General features: G+C 49.5%; 20 protein-coding genes. 6 read left to right on the forward strand and 14 right to left on the reverse strand.

The window, feature by feature from the left end; all coding sequences use genetic code 11:
- Positions 1-10: 10 nt before the first annotated feature.
- From ACYVJQ_RS07985 to ACYVJQ_RS08010, 6 genes are all read right to left on the reverse strand, one after another.
- Positions 11-790 carry a ParA family protein gene (locus tag ACYVJQ_RS07985; RefSeq protein WP_460892548.1) on the reverse strand — a complete coding sequence of 260 codons (780 nt, stop codon included), beginning with the start codon at positions 788-790 and terminating at the stop codon, positions 11-13.
- Between the two features lie 8 nt (positions 791-798).
- On the reverse strand, positions 799-1,479 hold the full coding sequence (locus ACYVJQ_RS07990) for a metal-dependent hydrolase (protein ID WP_460892549.1): 681 nt from the start codon (positions 1,477-1,479) through the stop codon (positions 799-801).
- Between the two features lie 670 nt (positions 1,480-2,149).
- Positions 2,150-3,985, reverse strand: a complete 1,836-nt coding sequence (gene yidC / locus ACYVJQ_RS07995) for a membrane protein insertase YidC (protein WP_460892550.1) — start codon at positions 3,983-3,985, stop codon at positions 2,150-2,152.
- A gap of 16 nt (positions 3,986-4,001) precedes the next feature.
- Positions 4,002-5,624, reverse strand: a complete 1,623-nt coding sequence (locus ACYVJQ_RS08000) for a CTP synthase (RefSeq protein WP_460892551.1) — start codon at positions 5,622-5,624, stop codon at positions 4,002-4,004.
- A 157-nt stretch (positions 5,625-5,781) separates the two neighbouring features.
- Positions 5,782-6,360 carry a hypothetical protein gene (locus ACYVJQ_RS08005; RefSeq protein ID WP_460892552.1) on the reverse strand — a complete coding sequence of 193 codons (579 nt, stop codon included), beginning with the start codon at positions 6,358-6,360 and terminating at the stop codon, positions 5,782-5,784.
- A gap of 19 nt (positions 6,361-6,379) precedes the next feature.
- Positions 6,380-7,117: a hypothetical protein gene (locus ACYVJQ_RS08010; protein WP_460892553.1), complete on the reverse strand. Its 738-nt coding sequence runs from the start codon at positions 7,115-7,117 to the stop codon at positions 6,380-6,382.
- A 204-nt stretch (positions 7,118-7,321) separates the two neighbouring features.
- On the opposite strand from ACYVJQ_RS08010, the gene ACYVJQ_RS08015 reads away from it, so the two are divergent.
- Positions 7,322-8,836, forward strand: coding sequence for a hypothetical protein (locus tag ACYVJQ_RS08015; RefSeq protein ID WP_460892554.1), 1,515 nt, complete (start codon positions 7,322-7,324; stop codon positions 8,834-8,836).
- A 70-nt stretch (positions 8,837-8,906) separates the two neighbouring features.
- Here ACYVJQ_RS08015 and ltaE read toward each other — a convergent pair whose 3' ends face one another.
- Positions 8,907-9,935, reverse strand: a complete 1,029-nt coding sequence (gene ltaE, locus ACYVJQ_RS08020) for a low-specificity L-threonine aldolase (protein WP_460892555.1) — start codon at positions 9,933-9,935, stop codon at positions 8,907-8,909.
- 76 nt (positions 9,936-10,011) lie between these two features.
- Here ltaE and ACYVJQ_RS08025 point away from each other — a divergent pair, with 76 nt between their 5' ends.
- Positions 10,012-10,194 (forward strand): hypothetical protein, encoded by a 183-nt coding sequence (locus ACYVJQ_RS08025; protein WP_460892556.1) that lies wholly within the window; start codon positions 10,012-10,014, stop codon positions 10,192-10,194.
- A gap of 100 nt (positions 10,195-10,294) precedes the next feature.
- Here ACYVJQ_RS08025 and ACYVJQ_RS08030 read toward each other — a convergent pair whose 3' ends face one another.
- The gene (locus tag ACYVJQ_RS08030) at positions 10,295-10,792 is read right to left on the reverse strand and encodes a metallophosphoesterase family protein (protein ID WP_460892557.1); all 498 of its coding nucleotides are present in this window, start codon (positions 10,790-10,792) and stop codon (positions 10,295-10,297) included.
- 192 nt (positions 10,793-10,984) lie between these two features.
- On the reverse strand, positions 10,985-11,623 hold the full coding sequence (gene pyrE, locus ACYVJQ_RS08035) for an orotate phosphoribosyltransferase (RefSeq protein ID WP_460892558.1): 639 nt from the start codon (positions 11,621-11,623) through the stop codon (positions 10,985-10,987).
- A 113-nt stretch (positions 11,624-11,736) separates the two neighbouring features.
- Here pyrE and ACYVJQ_RS08040 point away from each other — a divergent pair, with 113 nt between their 5' ends.
- Complete coding sequence (locus tag ACYVJQ_RS08040; RefSeq protein ID WP_460892559.1) at positions 11,737-12,420, forward strand: NUDIX hydrolase; 684 nt, start codon at positions 11,737-11,739, stop codon at positions 12,418-12,420.
- Here ACYVJQ_RS08040 and coaD read toward each other — a convergent pair.
- From coaD to ACYVJQ_RS08055, 3 genes are all read right to left on the reverse strand, one after another.
- Positions 12,374-12,853 (reverse strand): pantetheine-phosphate adenylyltransferase, encoded by a 480-nt coding sequence (coaD, locus tag ACYVJQ_RS08045; RefSeq protein WP_460892560.1) that lies wholly within the window; start codon positions 12,851-12,853, stop codon positions 12,374-12,376. The genes ACYVJQ_RS08040 and coaD overlap by 47 nt on opposite strands.
- Before the next feature lie 335 nt (positions 12,854-13,188).
- Complete coding sequence (locus ACYVJQ_RS08050) at positions 13,189-13,926, reverse strand: response regulator transcription factor (protein ID WP_460892561.1); 738 nt, start codon at positions 13,924-13,926, stop codon at positions 13,189-13,191.
- 41 nt (positions 13,927-13,967) lie between these two features.
- The gene (locus ACYVJQ_RS08055; protein ID WP_460892562.1) at positions 13,968-16,076 is read right to left on the reverse strand and encodes a sensor histidine kinase; all 2,109 of its coding nucleotides are present in this window, start codon (positions 16,074-16,076) and stop codon (positions 13,968-13,970) included.
- Positions 16,077-16,221: 145 nt separating this feature from the next.
- Here ACYVJQ_RS08055 and ACYVJQ_RS08060 point away from each other — a divergent pair, with 145 nt between their 5' ends.
- From ACYVJQ_RS08060 to ACYVJQ_RS08070, 3 genes are all read left to right on the forward strand, one after another.
- The gene (locus ACYVJQ_RS08060) at positions 16,222-17,301 is read left to right on the forward strand and encodes a T9SS type A sorting domain-containing protein (protein WP_460892563.1); all 1,080 of its coding nucleotides are present in this window, start codon (positions 16,222-16,224) and stop codon (positions 17,299-17,301) included.
- Between the two features lie 176 nt (positions 17,302-17,477).
- Positions 17,478-19,382 (forward strand): M1 family aminopeptidase, encoded by a 1,905-nt coding sequence (locus tag ACYVJQ_RS08065; protein WP_460892564.1) that lies wholly within the window; start codon positions 17,478-17,480, stop codon positions 19,380-19,382.
- Positions 19,383-19,592: 210 nt separating this feature from the next.
- A complete protein-coding gene (locus tag ACYVJQ_RS08070) occupies positions 19,593-20,069 on the forward strand; it encodes a hypothetical protein (protein ID WP_460892565.1) in 477 nt (158 codons plus the stop codon).
- A 104-nt stretch (positions 20,070-20,173) separates the two neighbouring features.
- On the opposite strand, the gene ACYVJQ_RS08075 is transcribed toward ACYVJQ_RS08070, so the two are convergent.
- Together ACYVJQ_RS08075 and ACYVJQ_RS08080 are read right to left on the reverse strand one after the other, a co-directional pair.
- On the reverse strand, positions 20,174-20,602 hold the full coding sequence (locus tag ACYVJQ_RS08075) for a DUF2147 domain-containing protein (protein WP_460892566.1): 429 nt from the start codon (positions 20,600-20,602) through the stop codon (positions 20,174-20,176).
- Between the two features lie 1,038 nt (positions 20,603-21,640).
- A complete protein-coding gene (locus ACYVJQ_RS08080; protein ID WP_460892567.1) occupies positions 21,641-22,243 on the reverse strand; it encodes a C40 family peptidase in 603 nt (200 codons plus the stop codon).
- Positions 22,244-22,361: the final 118 nt, after the last annotated feature.

Consider the following 22,361-nt stretch of genomic DNA (forward strand, 5'->3'; position numbering starts at 1 on the left):
CTAAAAAATATTACTGGGCAACCGCCACGCCGTTCTTTTCTACAATCTCGCGGGCAAGGTTGAGGTAGCTGATCGCCCCTTTACTTTCGGCGTCATGCAAAATGGCGGGAATCCCAAAGCTGGGCGACTCGCTCAATTTCACGTTACGCGGGATAATGGTATCAAACACCATCTGCTGGAAGTGCATCTTCACTTCCTCTACCACCTGGTTAGACAGGCGCAAACGCACGTCATACATGGTCAGTAACAGGCCCTCAATCTCCAAATCTGGGTTTAGGCGGCTCTGGATGATCTTGATGGTGTTCAACAGCTTTCCTAAACCCTCCAGGGCGAAGTACTCACACTGCACCGGAATAATCACTGAGTCTGCGGCGGTAAGCGAGTTAACTGTGATAAGGCCCAGGGAAGGAGAGCAGTCAATGATAATGAAATCATATTTCTCCTTCAGGGGCACCAGCACCTGTTTCATCTTGTCTTCGCGGTTGGGCAGGTTGATCATCTCAACCTCGGCCCCCACCAGATCAATGTGCGAAGGGATGAGGTCCAGAAAATCAATAGGCGAGGAAAGGATGATGTCCTCCACCTTGATTCCGTCTACCATGCACTCATAGATGCTGTTTTCAATGTCTTTGGGGTCAAACCCTATGCCAGAGGTGGCGTTGGCCTGCGGGTCAGCATCTACCAGCAGGGTCTTAAATTCTAAAGCGGCTAAGCTGGCTGCCAGGTTAATGGCCGAGGTGGTTTTCCCTACCCCGCCTTTCTGGTTGGCAACGGCAATTATTTTTCCCATTCTACAGGTTACAGTTCTAAAGTTTGACCAATCTCCATCAAAATCAACTCCTTCTGCTGGCGCCGGGCTAGTTCCAGCGCCTCCACATGATCAATTTCTATGTACGGGAAGGTGTCATAGTGCATCCCGATAATTTTCTTCACATTCACGTAATTGGCGGCTACCAGGGCATCTTCCACATCCATGGTGAAGTTGTCACCAATGGGCAGCAGCGCAAAATCCAGGTGGAAACGCTCGGCCAGTAGTTTCATGTCCATGTGCAGGGCGGTGTCTCCGGCGTAATAGAAAGACTTCTCAGCACTCTCCACCACAAAACCTGCGGCGGTGCCGGCGTAGGTACCGTCTGGCAAAGAACTGGAGTGGATGGCGTTCACCATTTTCAACGTCCCGAAGGGAAGGTGCACCTTGCCGCCCACGTTCATAGGGTGTACTTTCTTTATGCCTTTTTTCTGGTACCAACTCACAATCTCAAAGGTAGCTACCAGGGTAGCATCAGTTTTCTTAAGAAGGTATTCTGCATCTGCCACGTGGTCTGCGTGCCCGTGCGAGAGCAGTATGTAATCGCATTCTATAGAATCAATGTCTATCTCAGAGGCCAGGGGATTAGGAGTGATGAAAGGGTCAAAGAGAACTTTGGTACCCCCCAGGTCCATGAGAAAACAAGACTGTCCGTAATAAGTAATTTCCATCTGTTATAAGCAAAAGAAAGCGTTTAACCATGAAATATAGCAGAAGCTACTGCAAAGATACGGTAATTTAGAGAGACTTGTAAGCCTGACTTATTAACACTTAGCGGTTATTTATCCCCAATTTGGCCCTTGGTTCAGGCTTGCCCATTGGTTGAGCAAATATGGTTTATCTACTTGATAGCGATCTTTTTAGCCAAAACGTTATAAGCGCTGCAGGCAACCATGGTCAATCGGAAGAAATGGCAGGTTTTGGCTTTCCCTTCTCTAAACGACGGGCCGGCCAGCCTAGTACAATCGTCCTCAAATTCACTACCAGAAAAGCCTCTAGGTTCTGGTATGAGTTACTATGAAACTAAGCCGTAATATGCGTTTTAAGCCTGTTTTCCTAAAAACAGGCTTAAAACGCAAAGTTGGTTGCAAAAAGAAAAATGGGGCAGTAGAAGCCTTCTACTGGTTTAGAGCAAAAGCATGGGAGGTGGAAGGAGAGAACCGGGAACGTCCTTTGAGAAGGTGCCTGGAAAAGGAGATATGGGTGTTTTTATTATGAAGTAAGGAAAGATGTAGAAGGTTTTAAATCGCTGTAAATCAGTTACGATATAAATTTCGTTTGAAAGGTTTGGTGCATAAAAAAGCCCGGTGAAGACCGGGCTTTTTTATGGGTTAATCTAAACTATTTAGCGCCTTTCTTGCGCTGGGCCTCTTGTTCGGCGGCTGCTTTCATGGCGTCCTGAATGCGTTTCTGGAAGCCGCCTTTCGGCTCTTTGCCTTTGTTTTTCTCCTGATAGTCTTCCAGGTTCTTCCGGATCTTTCCTTCGTCTACAAAGTACCGGATCAAGGCTTGCTGCCCAAAGGTGACAATGTTAGACACGAAGTAGTAGAAGCTTAGACCGGCCGGGAAGCTGTTCAACACGAACATGAAGATGATAGGCATCAGGTAGGAGTAGAACTTCATAGGGCCCTGCACCGTGCTCACCTGGTTGTTGGACCACGTGTACAGAATGGTGGAGGCCGTCATAAGCAGCGTGAACATACTCACGTGGTTGCCATAGAACGGAATGGTGAACGGTAGCATGGCAAACACATCATAGGTGCTTAGGTCATGCGCCCACAGGAAGGGTTCCTGCCGCAACTCAATGGAGTTAGGGAAGAAGTTGAACATGGCGAACAGGATAGGCATCTGCAGCAGCATAGGAATACAGCCGCTCATGGGGTTCACGCCCATCTTGGAATACAGGGCCATGGTCTCGGCCTGCGTCTTCTGCATGTCTCCGTCGTGCTTCTCCTTGATAGCATCAATCTCAGGCTTCAACACCTTCATCTTGGCCATAGAGATGTAAGACTTGTACGTAAGCGGGCTTAGGAGCAACTTGATGTAAAGCACCAGCAAGATGATGATGATGCCGTAGGAGCCAATAAAGTCCTCCAGGAAGTCAAATGCCGGGATGATCAGGTATTTGTTAACGTAGGCGAAAATACCCCAGCCCAGTTCCAGGTTGCGGTCAAATTCATCGGTTACCCTTTTCAGGATATCATAGTCGTTAGGCCCGAAGAAGTAGGAGAAATGACCTTTGCCGCTCAAAACATCCTGTACCGGGATGCTCAATTTTGATTGCAGGGTTTTTACCTGAGTCGTGTCCTCGGCGTTGAACTTGCTGGAAACCTCGGCGTTGGCGAAGCCATTATCTGCGATGATAGCGGCCGTAAAGAAGTTCTGCTTGTTCGCCACCCATTTCACCGGCTCTTCCAGTTTCTCTGTTTCAGGGTCTGCCGAGCTTGCCGATAGCTTGTCAAAGCTACCTTCTACCGTGTAGTAGTTGAGGGTGGAGTGGTTGCGGTTCTGCTTGATGTCTTTTTCCAGGCGCTTCAGTTCATCGATCCAGGTAAGAAGCACCGGCTGTTGGGCTACCAGGGCGTCCATGCCCCTGAAGTTAAGCTGGTACCCTACCTGGTAAGAATCATCCTGCAGCGTGTACACCTGTTCAATTGACTGACCAGGGGCAACCTGCGCTACGAATGTTACCGATCTGGCAGGCTTGTCCTTTACAGTAAGGTTGGCCACGGCAGACGGCTGGAAATACAGGTCTGAAAGCTTGATGGTACGACCGGATTTGGTCTGGAACGTGAATTCCTGGCGGCTGCTTTTGGTGTCAAACAACACCAACGGCTTCTGGTCCCAGGTTTTGTAGTTCTTCAATTCTACTTCCTCCACCTTTCCGCCCTTGCTACCCAGCGTTACTTTAAGCTCCTTGTTCTCCAGCACCACGTTCTGGTTCTGGCCGGTAGCCAAAGCCCCAAACTCTCCTAGCTGGGCCGTACGTTGGGCATTGGCCAAGGAGTCATCTGCCGGGGTAGAAGCAACAGACGAAGAATCTGGCGCCATAGAGGCAGCCGAGGTCGCTTTTTTAGTTTCTGGCCCTTTTTGCTCAGGGCCTTTCATGAAGAAAATACTGTAAACCAGTATGATAACGGCAATCAGGCCCATGCCTATTGCGGAATTCCTATCCATAAGTGCTAGTAAGTGGTTATTTGTTTTTGAGTTTTGACTGCGTGATAGCGGCCTTGATGAAGCGCACAAACAGCGGGTGCGGGTTCAACACGGTGCTTTTGAGTTCTGGGTGATATTGGGCGGCCACAAACCAAGGGTGGTTCTGCAACTCAATAATCTCCACCAGTCCGGTGTCTGGGTTAGTACCAGAGGCGATCATGCCGGCCTCGGCAAAAGCCTCCAGGTATTGGTTGTTGAATTCATAGCGGTGACGGTGGCGCTCAGAGATGTGGGCCCGGCCATACGCCTGAAACGCTTTGGAGCCTTTCTTCAAGTCGCACTGGTAGGCGCCCAGACGCATGGTGCCGCCTTTCTGGGTCACGCTCTTCTGTTCCTCCATCATGTCAATAACAGGGTGGGGGGTGGCAGGGTTCATCTCAGTAGAGGCGGCGTCTTTGAGGCCCAGCACGTTGCGGGCAAACTCTACGGCCGCCGTCTGCATGCCCAGGCAAATCCCGAAGAACGGAATCTGGCTTTCCCGCACGTAGCGAATGGCCTCCAGCTTTCCTTCAAAGCCGCGTTCACCAAAGCCAGGGGCTACCAACACGCCATCCAAGCCTTGCAGGTGCATGTGCACGTTTTCCGCGGAAATGAATTCAGACTGAATGAACTTAAGATGGACTTTGCACTCATTAAAGGCCCCTGCGTGGATGAAGGATTCAATAATGGATTTATAGGCGTCTGGCAGTTCCACGTATTTTCCTACCAGGGCAATGTGTACTTCCTCGGTAGGGTTTTTAAGACGGCCCAGGAATTCCTTCCAGGTATCCAGGTTGATTTCCTGGCGGCTGGTCAGTTTCAGTTTTTTGATCACGCGCTCATCCAGCTTCTCTTTTTTCATGAGCAGCGGCACGTCATAGATGGTCTCGGCGTCCAGGGACTCAATCACCGAGTTGGTGGACACGTTACAGAAAAGGGCAATTTTCTTGCGCATTTCCGCCGGAATGGCGTACTCAGAGCGGCATACCAGAATGTCTGGCTGCACACCCGCCTCAGAAAGGGCCTTTACAGAGTGTTGGGTAGGTTTGGTTTTCAACTCGCCGGCCGCCTTCAAATAGGGAAGCAGGGTCAGGTGAATCACCACGGTGTCATTGGGGTTCAGGTCCCAGCGTAGCTGGCGCACGGCCTCAATAAACGGCAAAGATTCAATATCACCCACGCAACCACCAATCTCAGTGATCACCACGTCAAACTCGCCAGACTCGCCCAATAGGAGCATGCGGCGCTTAATCTCATCAGTAATGTGGGGAACCACCTGCACGGTCTTGCCCAAGTAAGCACCCTGGCGTTCCTGGGTGATCACGTTGTGGTAAATACGGCCGGTGGTGACGTTGTTTGCCTGGGAGGTTGGGGTGTTCAGGAAGCGCTCATAATGGCCCAGGTCCAGGTCCGTCTCAGCGCCGTCTTCGGTCACATAGCATTCGCCGTGCTCATAGGGGTTGAGCGTGCCGGGGTCAATGTTAATGTAAGGATCAAATTTCTGGATAGTGACCGAGAAGCCCCTCGCCTGCAGAAGTTTAGCCAAAGAAGCAGAGATTATGCCTTTCCCTAATGAGGAAGTCACGCCCCCTGTAACGAAGATGTATTTAGCAGAAGCCATAAGTAGTGTTTGTCTTATGGACTGCAAAGTTACTGTAAATAATGAGAACGGCCGGGAAAATGTTTGGAAGCCATTCCCACATTGGCATCCTGCAGAGGGCAAAATGCGTTTCAGGGCCGTTTTTGCAAAAATAGCCCTGAAACAGAAGTTGGTACTTTTATTTGCCGGGTGAAATGGAGGTCAGCATGATCAGGCCTAATAGCCCAACCGCGCCTCCAATGGCTACTTTCCCCAATTTCTTTTTGTGTGCCTGGCTTCGGAAGCCTTTGTAGTAGTAGGGGTTGGAAAGCAACTGATGGTCAGGTACGTCATTCAAGGTGATCTTAGGCGGGACCGCGGCAATTACAACAACGGCAGGGAAAAACAAGAAGCCGGTTAGGGCAGCCCCCGTAATGGCTTTATTGCCGGTATAGGACCTTCTGGCATCAAGGCGGCCCAGTTGAACCAACTCAGCGGGAGACCGTTCTACGGCAGCCGGACTTATTTCCTCTACTTGGTCCTGCAGCAATTCCTTTGCACCATTGGCGTATTTTACCATAAACACATCCTGGCGGGCCAGGGAAAAGAGGCTATCGGCAAACAAGTCGGGCTGCTTATATAAAACGCGGGTGGGGTTGATCTCTATTACTTTGGCCTTAATTTCCTCTCCTGAGGTTTTGTAGATGATATCCTGCGCCAGGGCAGACAGGCTGCCGGCGAATAGCAGGGCAATTAAAAGGGCGTAGCTTAATTTCATGGCGTTAGTAATGGCTAGATTATAGTTTTCTGGAGTTGAAGCCAAAGAGCAAGCTAAACCGCATGCCGCCATTGCCGGGCACCACCGCAAAGTTCACCGGGAAGTTGACGCCCTCAGACTGGAAGTTGGTGCCCACCGCAAAGACCAGCCCGGCTCCGGCCGGCGATACGTTAGGGCCTACCCCAAACTCAAAGCCTTTGGAGCCCCGCAGGCCAATCAAGGCATTTAGGCTGGGTAAAAATTCGCCCTGCTCCAGGCCGCCAATAAGGGGCACAAATTCTACCAAGCCAGACAGGCCATTGCCGGTGGTAAAGATCCTGGTCTCAAACTGCCAGCCAAACTGCGTGATAAATGGGCTTATGCCTATTTCCTCTTTGGCTTTATCGGCTACGCCGCCAGACAATATGGTGAACCCAAGTCTGGGGCCGCCCAGTTTTACCGCAGTCTGCAGGGCAATGCTTTCCTCATCTGTGGCAGCGCCCGGTCTTCCGGTGGCCTGGTAGGCGGGGGTGTTGGTGATAGGGGCATTAAAGGTTTCCTTGGTGCCGTTGGCGTATTTGATCATGAACACGTCTCTTTTTAAGAGTGAGATGGTAGGGCCTTCCTGGTAATCAAAGCGCTTATACTTGATTTCATTTGGGGTTAGCTCCAGGATTTTAGCGCTAATCTCGTCGCCGTTCCTTTTAATAATGATGTCCTGTGCCTGGCTAATCTGCCATACCATTAAGCAAAAAAAGAGGAGTAATAAGTTTTTCATATTGGGTTTGTTTTAGTGTGTTTGACTTTACTTATATAAAGATAGGATTGGCCTTTTGGCGAAACATATTAACTTTGGTAAATACTTACTTTTAAAAAGGGATTTGCAAGTATTTAAGTTACTGATAGATAATTAAATACAGGTTGTAAAACTTACTTTTTAAATGGAGTCTCCACATGCCAGAAAGCCCTAAAACCTAGCCTTATGGATGATTTAAAAGTCACCATTCATACTTTCTCCCCGGAAGACACTAAGGAGTTCACGCTGTTTATCCAGCGAAACAAGAAAAAGAAGGACCGGAAGGATTTTGAGTTGTTTAAGTTGTTGCAGCAGAAACAGGTACTTTCCGGGCAGCAGATCATGGAGCGGCTTTACCCAGGCGAGCCCAACCCCTCTGCGTATTATGCGCTGCGCAAGCGGCTCATGCAGCACCTCACCGATTTCATTGTGCTCAAGCAGATGGACGAGGACCCCACCGCCGGCTCTACCATTATGGGTCAGTTGTCCATGGCGCGATACCTGTTAGAGGTGGGGGCGGAGCGGCTGGCCTGGAACACCCTCAGGAAAGCCGAACGTCTGGCCTCGGAAAATGAGCAGTTCGGGCTGTTGAATACTATCTACAACCTACAGGTAGAACGCGCCGACAGCGAATTTGCCAGCGACCTGGATGAAATTATTAGGAGACGGAATCTAAATAAGGAGGCCGCCGAGGAAGAGGAACGGGCCAACATTGCCAGCAGCCTGATTTACCGCCGCCTGAACCAGTCCCGGGGGCAGGGCCGTAACCTGCAGTTTGATGCCGTGGTACAGGCGGTCTTACAGGAATACGGCCTTACCCAAGCGGTTAGTCAGCGCCCCGCGCTTTTCTTTAAACTTATGGCCATCACCAGGACCGCCGTGCTGGCCCGCCGCGATTTTTTCTCTTTTGAGCCCTTTATCATAGAGCAATACCAGGCCATGGCCGCCAGTCCGGGGTTTTCGCTGGCGCATCAGTTCTATAAGATACAACTGCTCTATATGATAGCGCACGTGCTCTATCGCAACCGCAAGTTCAGCCAGTCCAACACCTACCTGGAAGAACTTCACCAAACCCTGCAGGGGCCGGCCAAAAACTATTTTACCGTTTTCTACCCCAAGTACCTGTTCTTGAAGACCGCCAATGACGCCTTTCTGAATAACCTGGCCCAGAGTGTGCAATTGCTGGAAAATTTGCTGAGACCGAACAAGATCACCTTGCCGCCCAAGGAATTCCTGACGGCGCGCCTGGGGCTCAGTTTCCTGTATTTCGCGCAGGACGCCTATTCCAAGGCCAACAACTGCCTATTGCAGATCAACCACTCAGACAAATGGTGTGAACGGATCATGGGCCGCGAATGGGTCTTGAAGAAGAAGATGGGGGAGTTGATTATCCAGTATGAGATTGGGAACCTGGACCTGGCCTTGGATTGGGTAAAGGCGCTGGAGCGATCCTTTGAAGATTTGCTGTGCCAGGAGGTCTACAAAAACGCCCGCTCTTTTCTGCAGTTGATCAGTTTCCTTATTCTGCAACCTAACATGGCTACCCGCAAAGATTTCTTTCAGCAGGTAGAAGAATCCTTGGACTTTGTGCCCCCGGAACATGAAGACCTGCAAGCCATGAGTTTCTATGCCTGGTTAAAATCAAAGATGCTGGGGCGTAAGTATTATGAGGTATTGCTGGAACTGGCGCACGCGGCCTAAAAAAAGCCAGTGGCCTGGATTTTCTGTTTCGGGGCTGTTTTTTGAAAAACGGCCCCGAAACAGAAATTACCTATCCTTTATATTCTGTAATGGCCTGAAGGATGGTTTGAACCATCTCCTCCGTCAGGTCCAGGTGCGTGACCAACCTGATCTGCTGCGGCCCAAAGGCACTGGCCAAAATGCCAAACCCGGCCAGGTACTGCAGGAATTCAGTATCCTTTACCTGCGGGGCCAGCCTGAAAATAACAATGTTGGTTTCTACGGGCATCACGGCTTCCACGTAACTTGCTTGTTGTAAAGCTGCCCCTATCTGAGCGGCGCGGTCATGGTCCTGCTGCAGGCGCGTCACATTATTCTGGAGCGCATAAAGTCCGGCTGCGGCCAGATAGCCCGCCTGGCGCCAACCGCCGCCTAATACTTTGCGCACCCGCTTGGCTTGCTCTATCAGGTTTTTAGGGCCTAGCAGCAATGAACCCACCGGCGCACCCAGGCCTTTGGAAAGGCACACCGAGATGGTGTCAAAATAGCGGCCGTAGGCTTTGGCGTCATCGCCTGAAGCCACCAGGGCGTTGAAGACCCGGGCCCCGTCCAGGTGCAGGGCCAGGTTGTTTTGCTTGCAAACCGCAGAAATGGCCGCAATCTCCTCTATAGTATAATAAGCCCCACCGCCTTTATTACAGGTGTTTTCCAGGGAAACCAGCCGGGTAATAGGGAAGTGGATATTGTCTGGGTTAATGCCGGCTTCCACCAGCTGGGGCGTGATCTTACCCCGTACCCCATCAATTAAGTGCACAGAGGCCGCCGAGTTAAACGCGATGCCACCCCCTTCATATACATAGATATGGCTAGTGCGGTCACAGATCACCTCCGTGAGGGGCTGGGTGTGTAGTTTAATGGCAATTTGGTTGGTCATGGTGCCGGAAGGGCAGAAGAGCCCGGCATCCATCCCAAAGAGAGACGCCCCATACACCTGTAACTCATTGACCGTGGGGTCTTCCCCGTACACGTCATCACCTACCGGGGCCTTGAACATGGCCTCCAACATGGCGGGCGTAGGTTTGGTAACAGTATCGCTTCTTAGGTCTATATAAGGTTTCATGTGTTTTTTTAAGCTGAGATATTGAGAATGTAAAAGTAATAACTTACTTTTGCGATTCAATTTTAAATATTGACCGATGGCAGTTACTAGATTAAAAAGAAAAGACCGCAAGAATAAAGCAAGACAAAACAACAAGCAACGCGTTATTAAGCAATTGTTGTCTACTCCGGTTATTAAGAACGTAGATATTGAAGAGCTGAAGGCTCGCTTCACTACTTCTGCTCCAGCCGCTACCAGCGCTGCGACAGCCGCTGAGTAATTCTGCGTTTTTCGTTCGCCTACTGCCTTTCGGCAAACTGTACGCGATTACTCCAATTACCCCATAGTTGAAAGTGTAGCCAGAACTGGTTACACTTTTTTTATGCCCTTTTGCCTAGCTCAATGGCCTGCAGGTGCTGCACCTTGCCCTCGTTTACCTCAAACCGGAGCATTGTGCGCATAATATGGAACCCATGCTTTCCGGCCGCGCCGGGGTTCAGGTGCAGCAGGTTGCCGTGCTTGGGGTCTTGCATGACTTTTAGAATGTGGGAGTGGCCACAGATAAACAGGCCAGGCGGGTTGGCCTTAACCATCTCTCTTACCTCTGGCGCGTACTTGCCGGGGTAACCCCCAATGTGGGTCATGAGCACGTCCAGTCCCTCTACGGTAAACCGAAGGTTCTTAGGATGGAGCGCCCGCACGTCTGGCCCGTCAATGTTCCCATACACGCCGCGCAATGGAGCCACCGCGGCCAGCCGCTCTGAAACAGCCGCCACGCCAAAATCACCGGCATGCCAGATCTCGTCACATCCTTTCAAATGCGCCAGAATTCGGTCATCCAGGTAACTATGGGTGTCTGAGAGCAGGCCTATTTTCATAATGAGAGATGGAGTGATTGAATGAGTGAGAGAATGAAAAATTTTAAAGTAAGAAGTAGTACGAAAAGGAAAGCGTTTTGAGTCTGTTTTCGGGAAAATAGCCTCAAAACGCTTTGTCCTTCATTCCTTCAACATACCATTTAACCATTCACTCATTCACTCATTCACTCATTCACTCCATCACTCATTAAATTACTTCCCCCAGGTCTCAGGTGACTGGCGCCATTGTTCCAGGGTAGCGATAGCATCCTTCGAAATGTAGCCTTGTTGGGCAGCGGTTTCTAAGAGGGCGTTATAGTTGCTAAGGCATACGGTGGGAATGTTGGCGGCGGCAAAATTGGCGTCAGCCTGGCTAAAGCCATAGGTGAAAATGGCGGCCATGCCAATAACTTCCCCGCCGGCAGACTGCACGGCTTTGGCGGCCTTTAAAGAGGAGCCTCCGGTAGATACCAGGTCTTCAATAAGCACTATGCGCTGGCCTTTTTCCAGTTTTCCTTCAATTTGATTTCCCATTCCATGGCTTTTTGGCTCAGGACGGACGTATAAATACGGCAAGTCCAAAAGGTCTGCCACCAAGGCACCCTGGGCAATGCCGGCAGTGGCCACGCCGGCAATGGCTTGCACACCTTCAAAATGCGCTTTTACGGCCTGGGCCAGGGCTTTTTTAATAAAGGAACGAATATGCGGATAAGAGAGCGTGACGCGGTTATCGCAGTAAATAGGGGAGTTCCAGCCGGAGCTCCAGAGGAAAGGTTGCTCCGGACGAAGCTGAACGGCCTGGGTTTCCAGGAGGTAAGCCGCAATCTGGGCGGCGGTTTCTGTATGTGGCATGGGCGAAAATACGCAAATAGTCCGTATCTTTTCGCAGTGGGAGCACCTTGTGCCATCTGAAATTTCTTTCTTATTTTGTATCTGTTTACGCTTCCTACATTAGCGCCTACTTCATGAATGTCTTTATCAACGACATCCCACTGATTATTAAAAAAAGCAGTGAAAAGATCTTTAAGCACAAATATGATTTGGTGCTCGGTAAAGATGACCAGTTTACGTCAAAGGACTTGGTGGGCGATGTGCTCTTCAAAGACGTAGATTCTGGGCTTGTAGACCGGTTGGCGCGCCTTATGGAAGTGAAAAAGCTGAAGAAGCTGGAATCGCTTACCCTGGTCACCGATAAGAAGAAGAAGCTCATTGAGCACCTCAAAGACCAGTTCAAGATCATTAAAGCCGCTGGCGGCCTGGTCATTAAAGACGGGAAAATCCTGATGATCTACCGCTTGGGCATGTGGGATTTACCCAAAGGGAAAATCAAGAAAACCGAGGAAACCCGCCTGGGCGCCCTCAGGGAGGTGGAAGAGGAGTGCAATATCAAAGTGGCCATTACCGGTGAGTTGCCCAACACCTGGCATTCCTATGCCTACAAAGGCAACAAAATCCTGAAGAAGACCAATTGGTACACCATGCAATGCCTGGACGACTCCCTAATGAAACCGCAGGCCGAAGAATACATTGAGGAAGTGCGCTTCATGACCCCAGATGAGGTGCTGGAAGTGCTTCCTGAATCTTATGCCTCCATCCAATTCATCATCCGGGATTATTTGAAGGCAGTGAAGAAAGGTGGAAAGGGATAAAATCCTGCACGTTGCCCCCAAAGCGGTGAATCTCTCTTATAATAGAGGAGTTGATGGCCGCCAGGCTGGGCGAGGTGATTAGGAAAACCGTTTCCAGGTCTGGGTTCACGTGCCGGTTTGCCTGGGCAATGGTGTTCTCATACTCAAAGTCGGTGGTGTTTCTAAGACCCCTCAATAAGAACCGGGCGCCTACTTCTTTGGCGAAGTCGGCGGTGAGGCCTTTGTAGGCCTGCACCCATACTTTGGGATTATCTTTGAACACATCCTCAATAATCTCTACCATGTCTGGCACTGGAAAATAGCGGTTCTTGCTGCTGTTGTTTCCTATGGAAATGATAATGTTGTCAAAGAGTTCGCAGCCCCGCTGCACTACGTCATAATGGCCGTTGGTGAATGGGTCAAATGAACCTGGGAAAAGGGCAATGCGCTTCATGGGGTAGGGTGCCAATTTATTTCTGAAAAGGAACAGGACCCTAAGTTGCTGAAAAATTTCTTTTCCTGATTGGTTTCTACTTTATTTAAAAGCCATAAATCCTGTTTCAGGGCCGTTTTTCAGAAAACAGCCCTGAAACAGGATTTCCTTTTTTTGTACTGCCAGAGATTGAGCCTTTTACTTTTTCTGGGCTACCTCTGGAGGGCAAGTTGGTGAGAGATGCGTTGTCTAGGAAAGAGAGATTGTGTTTTGGGGCTGTTTTGGCCAAATCATGCTGGAAACGTCTTTTTCAAAAGATCTGGTTTCTAATACCTAGGCCATTAAATGAAAGACCTTTAATGGGTAGGCGCCAATTCCTCTGGTTCACTCACGGGGGCCACTAGCCTGAACCCATTGCCGTGCACGTTCACAATCTCCACCCGTGGGTCTCCTTTCAGGTATTTGCGCAGCTTGGTGACAAACACATCCATGCTGCGGGCGGTGAAATAGTTGTCTTCTTTCCAGATTTTGCTCAGGGCGGCCTCTCTGGGCAGCACGTCATTAAGGTGTTGGCAGAGCATGAGCAAAAGCTCAGATTCCTTAGGCGATAGTTTCTGGTCCTGATCGCCCAGGGTGATATGCCGGGTTCTGGGGTTGAACACGTAATGGCCCAGGTGGTATTCGGGCACTTCAGGCTTTTCAGGAGAATGCTGGGTGGCCTTGCGGTGCAAGATGGCTTTGAGTTTGTACAGCAGAATCTCTGAGTCAAACGGCTTGGTGATATAGTCGTCGGCCCCAATCTTAAAGCCCTCCAGCATGTCGGCCTTCATGGCTTTGGCGGTCAGGAAAATGACGGGCATGTCTGGTTCTGCCTTCTTGATATCCTCTGCCAGGGAAAACCCGTCTTTGAGCGGCATCATTACATCTAGAATACAGACATCAAACGGAGCTTTCTGAAACATGCGCAACCCCTGCATCCCATCTGTGCACAGCGTTACGTCATAGTCATGGAGCTCCAGGTAGTCTTTCAAGACCATCCCGAAGTTGGGGTCATCTTCTACCAACAGAAGGCGCGTGTTATGTTGTGCACTCATAGTTTTTAGGATTACAGGGTGAGGTTTATGCGGTGTCTCTGTCATGGAAGCCACAAGGTGAACCTGCTGCCTTTGCCAAGCTCACTGCGGAGGTGAATGGTGCCTGAGTGGGCTTCTACCATGGTTTTGACATAGCTTAACCCTAACCCGAAGCCCTTTACATTGTGAATGTTACCGGTAGGTACCCGATAGAATTTCTCAAACACCTTTTTCTGCGCCTCTCTGGACATACCAGTTCCCTGGTCTTCCACAGAAATGTGCAGCCCTTTTGGGGTAGCGGCGGTTTGAATGGTGATTTTGGGGGCGTTGGGGGAGTATTTGTTAGCATTGTCCAGCAGGTTGCCAATCATGTTAACCAGGTGCGACGGGTCTGCTACTATGATAGGATTGCTGGCGTTTAATTTTAGGTCCAGCTGGCCCTGCCGTTTTTCAATGTGCAACTGAAAGGGCTCTACGGCCTTCTGGATCAATTGGTGTACATCTACCTGCTCTAAAGCCAGTTCCAGGTTCTGGCGTTCCAGTTGGGCGGTCTGCAGTACTTTCTCCACCTGCTGGTGCATGCGCTTGTTTTCATCTTTGATGATGCGGGCGTAATAATTGACCCGCGCGTCATCTGCCCGCACTTTGGGGTTTACGAGCGCATCCAGGGCTAGGGAAATTGTGGCAATGGGCGTCTTGAACTCATGGGTCATATTATTGATGAAATCATTCTTGATTTCAGAGGTTTTTTTCTGCCTGATAATGGTGTACAATGTAACCGAGAAGGTGAGCAGAATGATAAGTGTAAAGACCAATGACATAGCAGAGGGTAACCACAGGCTTTGCCAGACATACAGCTGGCGCCCCGGGAAGTTGACCTGCAGGTAACTGGGCGCCGTCAGGATGTCATTGGGGAAAAGGCGAACCGTGTATTCATTGCCGGGCAAGTGCCCGGAAGGCGGGGTAGGCACAAAGGAAGCGGTAAGCATAATGTGTTCCCTGGCTTTTCCGGCAGCCGTCTGCAACATGAAGCGGTAGGGCAAGGTGATGCCCCGGTCCCGAAGTTCGGCAGAGAGCATTTCCTGTAACTGCAACTGGTGCAACCGCTCCTGCAGCGGCTTTTCTTTGCGTACATATTCCACGGCCATCTGCTGCATGACCTGGTTCAGGTGCTGGGCTTTGGTCTCTGCTTTGAGATGCAGTTCTTTCTCTACCCTTGCCCGTTTGGCAGGGGGCATCAAAGGCGCAGGAGGGGCCGGAAGGGGGGCGGGCACGGTGGTCACAAAAATCCTTTCCGGGGATGGGGGAGGACTCACCAAGATATTACGGCCACCCACATTTGTATAATAGCGCACCACCTCCGTGATGGAGTCATTAGAGAAGGAGATGGCCTGCTGCTGGGCCCGGCGTACCATTGAATCTGTTACCACCCGCAGGGACTTCCCTTTTAGGCTAATGGCTTTAACAGACGGTGAACCTGTTATGCGCACCACCTCAAACCTTTGACCGGCGGCCAGGGAGTCTGTTGGTAAGTTCTGGGCCCAGGCCGAATCTAGAGAAGCCCTATGAAAGAGGCGCGCGCGCCCTTTTTTTGCCAGAGAATCTGCCTGCTTTGCCTGCGAGGCCAATATGTTCCAGACCACCAGGGAGTCTGTTGTTCCTTTTCCAAATACCTCCACCGTTTTTGCGGGGGAGCCAGAAGCCTGCGCGGTAGAAACCCAATAAGAATCCCTTCTACTGCCTTGGCCTTTTTCAAGGGTGATGGTCCCCACGCTGGGCCTTCTGTCGATCGACGCCAGGCTCCTATTTTCAGCAGGCACCTCCCTAGGAAAGTTTTTTGGCTCCGGACGGCTTACTGTTATTACAGTAGCCCGGTCACTTGTTAAGTTGTTGTGTGGTTTTGCTGTTTTGGCAAAGGTGGCAGGTGGTGTAGCAATAGTGGGAGACAAGGCGGCGGCCCTAAGCTGGGGAGCCTCTTCTTTCAGGAACTGTACGGCCTCCTGCCTTTCTAGTTTGCTTACCACCTTGTGGAGGGCCTCCTGTACATTCCGGTCAAAAACCTGCTCCTCCATTTTTACGGCATGGTGGATCCAGTAGACCTGAAAGCCTATCAACCCCACCAGGGAAATACTCATGAGGGCTATGACCAGAATAAGCGTTTTCTTTCTCATCTTAACAAAGATAAAGGCTCCGGTAAGCGGAATCTTTACTTTAACTTTTTATTAACAAACTTTAACCAAGCCTTAACCTTACTTTGGCTCAATACCCGGTAATATTGTGTTCTACCTTTTAAGTATTAGCTAAGTTAAATTATTTATGAGAAAAAACCTATACAAAACCCTAAAAGTTCCTTTCTTAGGTATTTTAAGTTTGTGGGCTTGCACTTTTCAGGTAAAGGCGCAGAGAACTGGTCAAGGAAGTAAAACTACCCGGCAAGCCAAGGTAAAGATAGTGCGGGCCGTAGATGGTCAACAATATGTGTTAGACACCACCTTTACGCTGGCGGAGGGGCAAGCAGTAGAGCAGGTGATTAAGAAAATGCAGGAAAGCAATCCAGAGTTTAAAGACCTAGGGTTCAAGCTGCTGGAAAGCCAGAGGCTAAGTGGTACCCAAGGAATGAAAATAGTTGTCCTTCCCAGTGCGGCCGCGTCAGATTCTTTGAAGGGTAGGATATTCAGGACCATCACCTCTGATTCCCTTTTCATTAGAAGGGCAGGGGCACAGCAATTTAAAGCGATTACCTTTTCCGGCGAGGCCATCAAAGAGCTGAAAGGAAAAGAAGGAACCGGGGAAAAACGGGCCATTACTATTTACAGAACCCTGGCAGGAGACTCTCTTTCACATAACGCCCGGGTATTCCGGATAGACAGCACCATGAACCTCAGGGTAGACTCCCTGCTTCTGAAAAACGGCATTAGAATAGATAAAAACGGGAACAACCGGGAGATAAGGGTGATCAGGATAAAGGAGGGGGCGAATGGAGCCCATTTCCAGGATGGGAACTTTGAATTAATCAAACCCAGCATAGATGGGGCTGACCAGATCTTTATCCTGAGAAAGGGCAACGCCAGCCTTACAGGCAAGAAAAGCAAAACACTTAAAGCCGAAAGCAAAAGCGATAAGAAAAGTGCCGAAACCATTTCCAGCCTGAACCTTCAGTTTTCGCCCAACCCTACCAGCGGAGCGGTGCAACTAAGTTTTAATGCGCAGAAAAAAGCCAAAGCGCAGCTGCGGGTAGTAGACGGTCAGGGCTTAACCAGGTATGAGGAAGACTTAGGCATGGTGCAGGGTGCTTTCTCCAAACAGCTGAATCTGAGTGCGTACGGGCCAGGTGTTTATGTAGTACAAGTAGTGGTGGGCAAAGTAGCCCAATCAGGGAAAATAGTAGTGCAGTAGGTATCCACTTAGTGGAGTATGCAAGGGCCTGAAAAGAAATTTTCAGGCCCTTGCGCGTTTTGTTAGTATCTTCCCATTACGCTCATTTCGTACATACTCCTATGCTAGCTCCTTTGTCTTTCTTGGCCCGGATTTTTAGGCTCTTATTACCTGGGCTGCTTCTGCTTTTAGGCAGTATGGCTCAGGGTTGGGCGCAGGCTCCTCAAAAAGAAGAGCACCCATGTGCCGTGACCAGAACCACTTCTCCTTCACTGTTGCTGGCAGATGGCATTACCTCATTGGGGCACCGGGACCTGATGCGGCAGTATGACCTGCATTGGTATAAACTAGACCTCCAGCTGGAGAATACCTCTTTAAACGTGGCCGGAAACGTGGTATTAGTGGCTTCTTCGCAGATTAATGCACTTTCACAGTTTGGTTTTGAGCTGCATCCCAACTTCACCATTGAGCAGGTATTGGTAGATGGGTTGCTGTGTAGTGTTAGGCGCTCAGGTAGTGAGGTGGTGGCAGACCTTCCGGTGGCAATTGGGCTAAAACAAAAGTTCAAGGTGCAGGTATTCTATGCGGGTAAGGCTCCCTCAGGGGCGAGTGCCGCTATAGGCAATGGCTACAATACAACTAAAATCCCGGAAGGGTCTTTTTCCTGGAGTTTGAGTGAGCCCTTTGCCGCCTCAGAGTGGTTTCCGGTAAAGCAATTGCTGGAAGACAAAGCCGACTCTTTAGACGTTTGGGTTACTACCGCTACCTCCAACAAGGTGGGGTCTAATGGGCTTATCCAACGGGTAACTCCCATGGGCAATCAATTGCACCGGTATGAGTGGAAGTCTACCTATCCCATTGCTTATTACCTTATTTCGGTGGCGTTAGGGCCCTATGAGGAGTATTCCTACCCCGTGCCATTGCCCGGGGTGCCGCAACCTATGTTGTTCCAGAACTACATTTACCCTCAGTCGCTTTCTTCGGTAAAGGCTGGTATTGACAACACTGCCTCCTTTCTCCAGGTTTTTTCTGAGCATTTTGGCCTGTACCCGTTCTACAAAGAGAAATACGGGCATAGTATGGCACCCATAGGCGGCGGCATGGAGCACCAGACCATGACCACCCTATCTAGCTTTGGGTTTACGCTTACGGCTCATGAATTGGCCCACCAATGGTGGGGAGATGAAGTTACCTGCGCCGACTGGAGCCATATCTGGCTGAATGAAGGGTTTGCCACTTACAGTGAGTACCTGGCCTTGGAGAAATTGCGGCCTTTAGAAAAAAAAGGGTGGCTGGTAGGAGTGCGATCCAGTGCTGCTTCCGTTGAAAACGGGATGGTCTTTGTAAAAGACAGCACCTCGGTTTCGCGGATTTTCAGTTCAGCCTTGACTTATAGGAAAGGAGCCATGGTGCTGCATATGTTACGGCATGCGGTAGGGAGTGATGCGCTATTCTTTAAAATCCTGCAGGCCTATAGAAAAGAGTACCAATACAAAGTAGCTACCACCCGCGATTTTCAGAAAATAGTGGAACGGGAAACCGGCAAACCCTACAAATACTTTTTTGACCAGTGGGTATATGGGGAAGGCCTACCTGTTTTAAATGTGGCCTATGCCCAACGCGGCGACAGCTTGTATATCAGAACTAACCAAACCGGAACCAGTCCGGTAACCCCGTTCTTCCAAACGGAGGTAGAGTTTAAAATCACTACCACCGTGAAAGATACCCTGGTGCTGGTGCAGCAGAACAAGGGCCAGCAAGATTATGTTTTCAAGGTGCCCGGTAAGGTAACCTATGTAGAAATAGACCCCAATACCTGGTTGCTATACGCAGGATTTTCCAATGCGAAGGAAGATTTCTCCATTGTGCCGCCAGGGCGGGAACCGTCGGGGATTTTCCCTAACCCAACTTCTGGCCTGCTCACTTTAAATGGGTGGCGCACGCCCTCACAGGTGACTATCTATGATGTGCTGGGGAAAACGATGAAGGTGCTAAAACCAGAAAGCCGCACTATCTCAGTGGCAGATTTACGGGCCGGGGCTTATGTAATAAAGGCGCAGTATGGGGCAGAAGAGATTACTTACAGATTCATAAAGCTGTAATAGAATAAAATCTTGAATTTTAATTGATTTATCCTAAACAAAATCTTATTTTTTGAGTTTAAAGCTTGCAAGTCACTTAGGATCTTGCAGCCGTTTTGAGCCTCTTTTCTTCAAAACACCCTTAAAACAGTTTTTTAAAGGTGCCCTGATTCTAAAACATGTAAGAATTTTGCTTTAACATTTACTGACAAATCCTTTATCCTCAAAACTATGTCTACTATTACTGAAGTTTCTGTTGATCTTGATATAAAACACAGATTGTTAGATGAATGCCTGCGCCAGCAAACAGACTTTGTGGAAAACGCTAGGTTGGCTATGGAAGATGCCCAGGCCAGCGCCAACGAAAGCCAGGGAGCCATTGAAGATAAATTTGAATCGTTTAGGGAGGCCTGCCATATCCAGCGTGATATGTTTGCCAAGCAACTAGATGAGGCCATTGGCAAACTGGGAATCCTGAAACGGATTGTAAGAAACAAGGTGAACGAAGACATCTCTCTGGGCTCTATAGTGAAGACAGATGCCCAAAATTACTTCATCTCGGTTAGCCTTGGTGAGATTGAGGTAGATGGGAATAAATACTTTGCTATATCCCCGGCCTCGCCGGTCTTCCAGGCTATGGCCGGTAAGACCAAAGGCGATTCCTTTACCTTCAGAGACAAGAAAATTCAGGTCCTGGACTTGTTCTAGTACTTTCTGCTGCCTTACCCCAGAAAGGGAAAAGGGAACTTCGCAGGTATATAAAAGAAAAGGGGCTACCGCGGTAGCCCCTTTTCTTTTATAGGAGGGTTGGTTTATTTCACCCTGGTCCAGACCTGTGAACGGCCTATCAAGGAAATACCAATGTAGCCTTTCACTTCCAGTTTGTCATTGCCTACCAACTTCATGTAAGAAGAGTAGGTTTTACCGGTTTTAGGGTCATAGATGGTACCGTCATCCCATTTGTAGGCCTCATCGGGCGCAAAGTTTTTCAAGAAAACCAGCCCAATCACGGGGCGTTTCTGCAATTTAGGGTCTGGGTTAAACTGGTCTACCTTGGGCTTGCCGTCTCTGTCGGGCTCTTTCAGCCAGATGATTTTTCCGCAAAGTTTATCGCCGCACTGGTAGATTTCAAACCGGGCCTCTTTCTCCTCGTTGGTCCAGATGCCAAGCGGAGATTTTTTCTGAGCCATCCCCAACGTGGACAGGCAAAGGAAGAGCGCAAATAAGAAGACTTTTCTCATACTGGTGGTTTTTTGAAAGTAGTTAGTTTGTTTGTAATCTAAATATAAGCAAATAGTAATCCAAAAAAAGCCAAACCCCTAAGTTTCTTGAGCTAAACAGAAACAAGTGGCTGTTTCTGGCCCTTTCTCTGATAGAAAATCTTTGAGAAAAGTACTATTGCGGCACCAAGGAGATTAAAAAGGACTTTCCTGTAATCGGGAAGTTTATTTACCTGCTTGGATTCTAACCTTAGGCGGAATCAAAAAAGAAGTCTGGATGGTAATAGTAGTTTATTTGCTGGTACTGACCTTGGGCGGAACTGTTCTTTACCCTCTTAAATAAAGCGGGAGGAGAAGTGAGAGGTTTTGTGCATTTATAGGGCTGTTGGGAGACAAGGTATCGACAGTCAGCATCGCGCTTATAACCTAATCCTGCACGTTACCATATTGAGGTCGCCGCTGATTATCTGATGGCTTTGGCCTGGGTTTTAGTTTTCTTTTGGCCCAACCAAAATACATTCCTTCAACCAAAAAAAACCATAAAACCTTTTGAACTATCCTTCCGTCTTTTATCTTTATCAAACGGAAGCGAGTGCTCCGGGCCCTTCTCCTCCGCCATAAGTTATTTGGCAAGCGGGTAGTCGGGTTTATGTCGGACTAAAAGAAAGGAGGTAAAAGTGTCTAATCCCAGTAAAAATGTATTAAGCCTAGCTCATGTGTCAACCGTTAACCGTGTTGAAGCTTGCTAACTAGACTTTGTCTACTGGCGAATCCGGCATGAGGTAGCCCAATGCGACTGAGGGGCAGTTCTCTTTCGTGTCGCTTGATACCATTTCAAAGGATTCCGTACCCGGCTACTGCAGTGGCCGGGTATTTTTTTGCCCCATTTTTTTAAAAGACTACTCCATTCATCCTAAATTTATGGAGTAAGCTATTATCCCTGGCTAAAAGAAATAAACCGCCCTTCCGTTTTGGGCCTGTTTTTCGAAAAACAGGCCCAAAACGGAAGGGCGGCTTTAGTGAGGCTATAGTAACGGATGGGAAACCTTATGCCTGAGGCTACTTAAGCACGCGGCGTACATCCAGGAACCGTTTCTGGTAAAGGGTGCCTTCCACTTCGCTTACCTTCACACCGCCGTTAGAAGAAGAGTGCACAAATTGCACGGCCTTGGGCGGGTTGGTGATCACAATGCCCACGTGGCCCGGGGTACGGTCCTCCAGGTTGGTGCCTGTGAAAATGAGCAGGTCACCTTTTCTGGCTTGCTGCAGGGGTACGCTTTCCCCAATCTTAGACTGCAGGGTAGACCCGTGGGGCAAATCCATCCTGAACTGGCTGTAGACATAGGTGATAAACCCAGAGCAGTCAAATCCTTCCTCGGTTACGCCGCCATAGGTATATTCAGTGCCGTAGCGCTGCAGGGCAAAGGCCACCAGGCTGTCGGCGGTAGAGGCGTAGTTGCCTTCCAGTACGCCTAAACCCGGGGCGTCTCTGCCAGCCTCGTTGGCGCTATGGGCGGCGGTGTCATTGTGGAAGGCTTTATCGCGGCCATCCAGGCTGGTTCTTTTCACGGCGGGCCCAAGCGGGTCATCGGGCCCAAACATCGCCTTATAGAATAGTATCAAAAGGAGCAGGGCCCCAAAAATGATCCAAATTTTCTTCATAGTTCTCCTTTCTTTGGCATACGTTCAACCTACGGGCTGTGGTTGCTAAAAGGGCTAAATCCTTGGATTCAACGCTTTTTAACCGTATTATTCGGTTTTAAATACCATCATTTATCCT

The sequence above is a fragment of the Rufibacter soli genome (assembly GCF_054781795.1).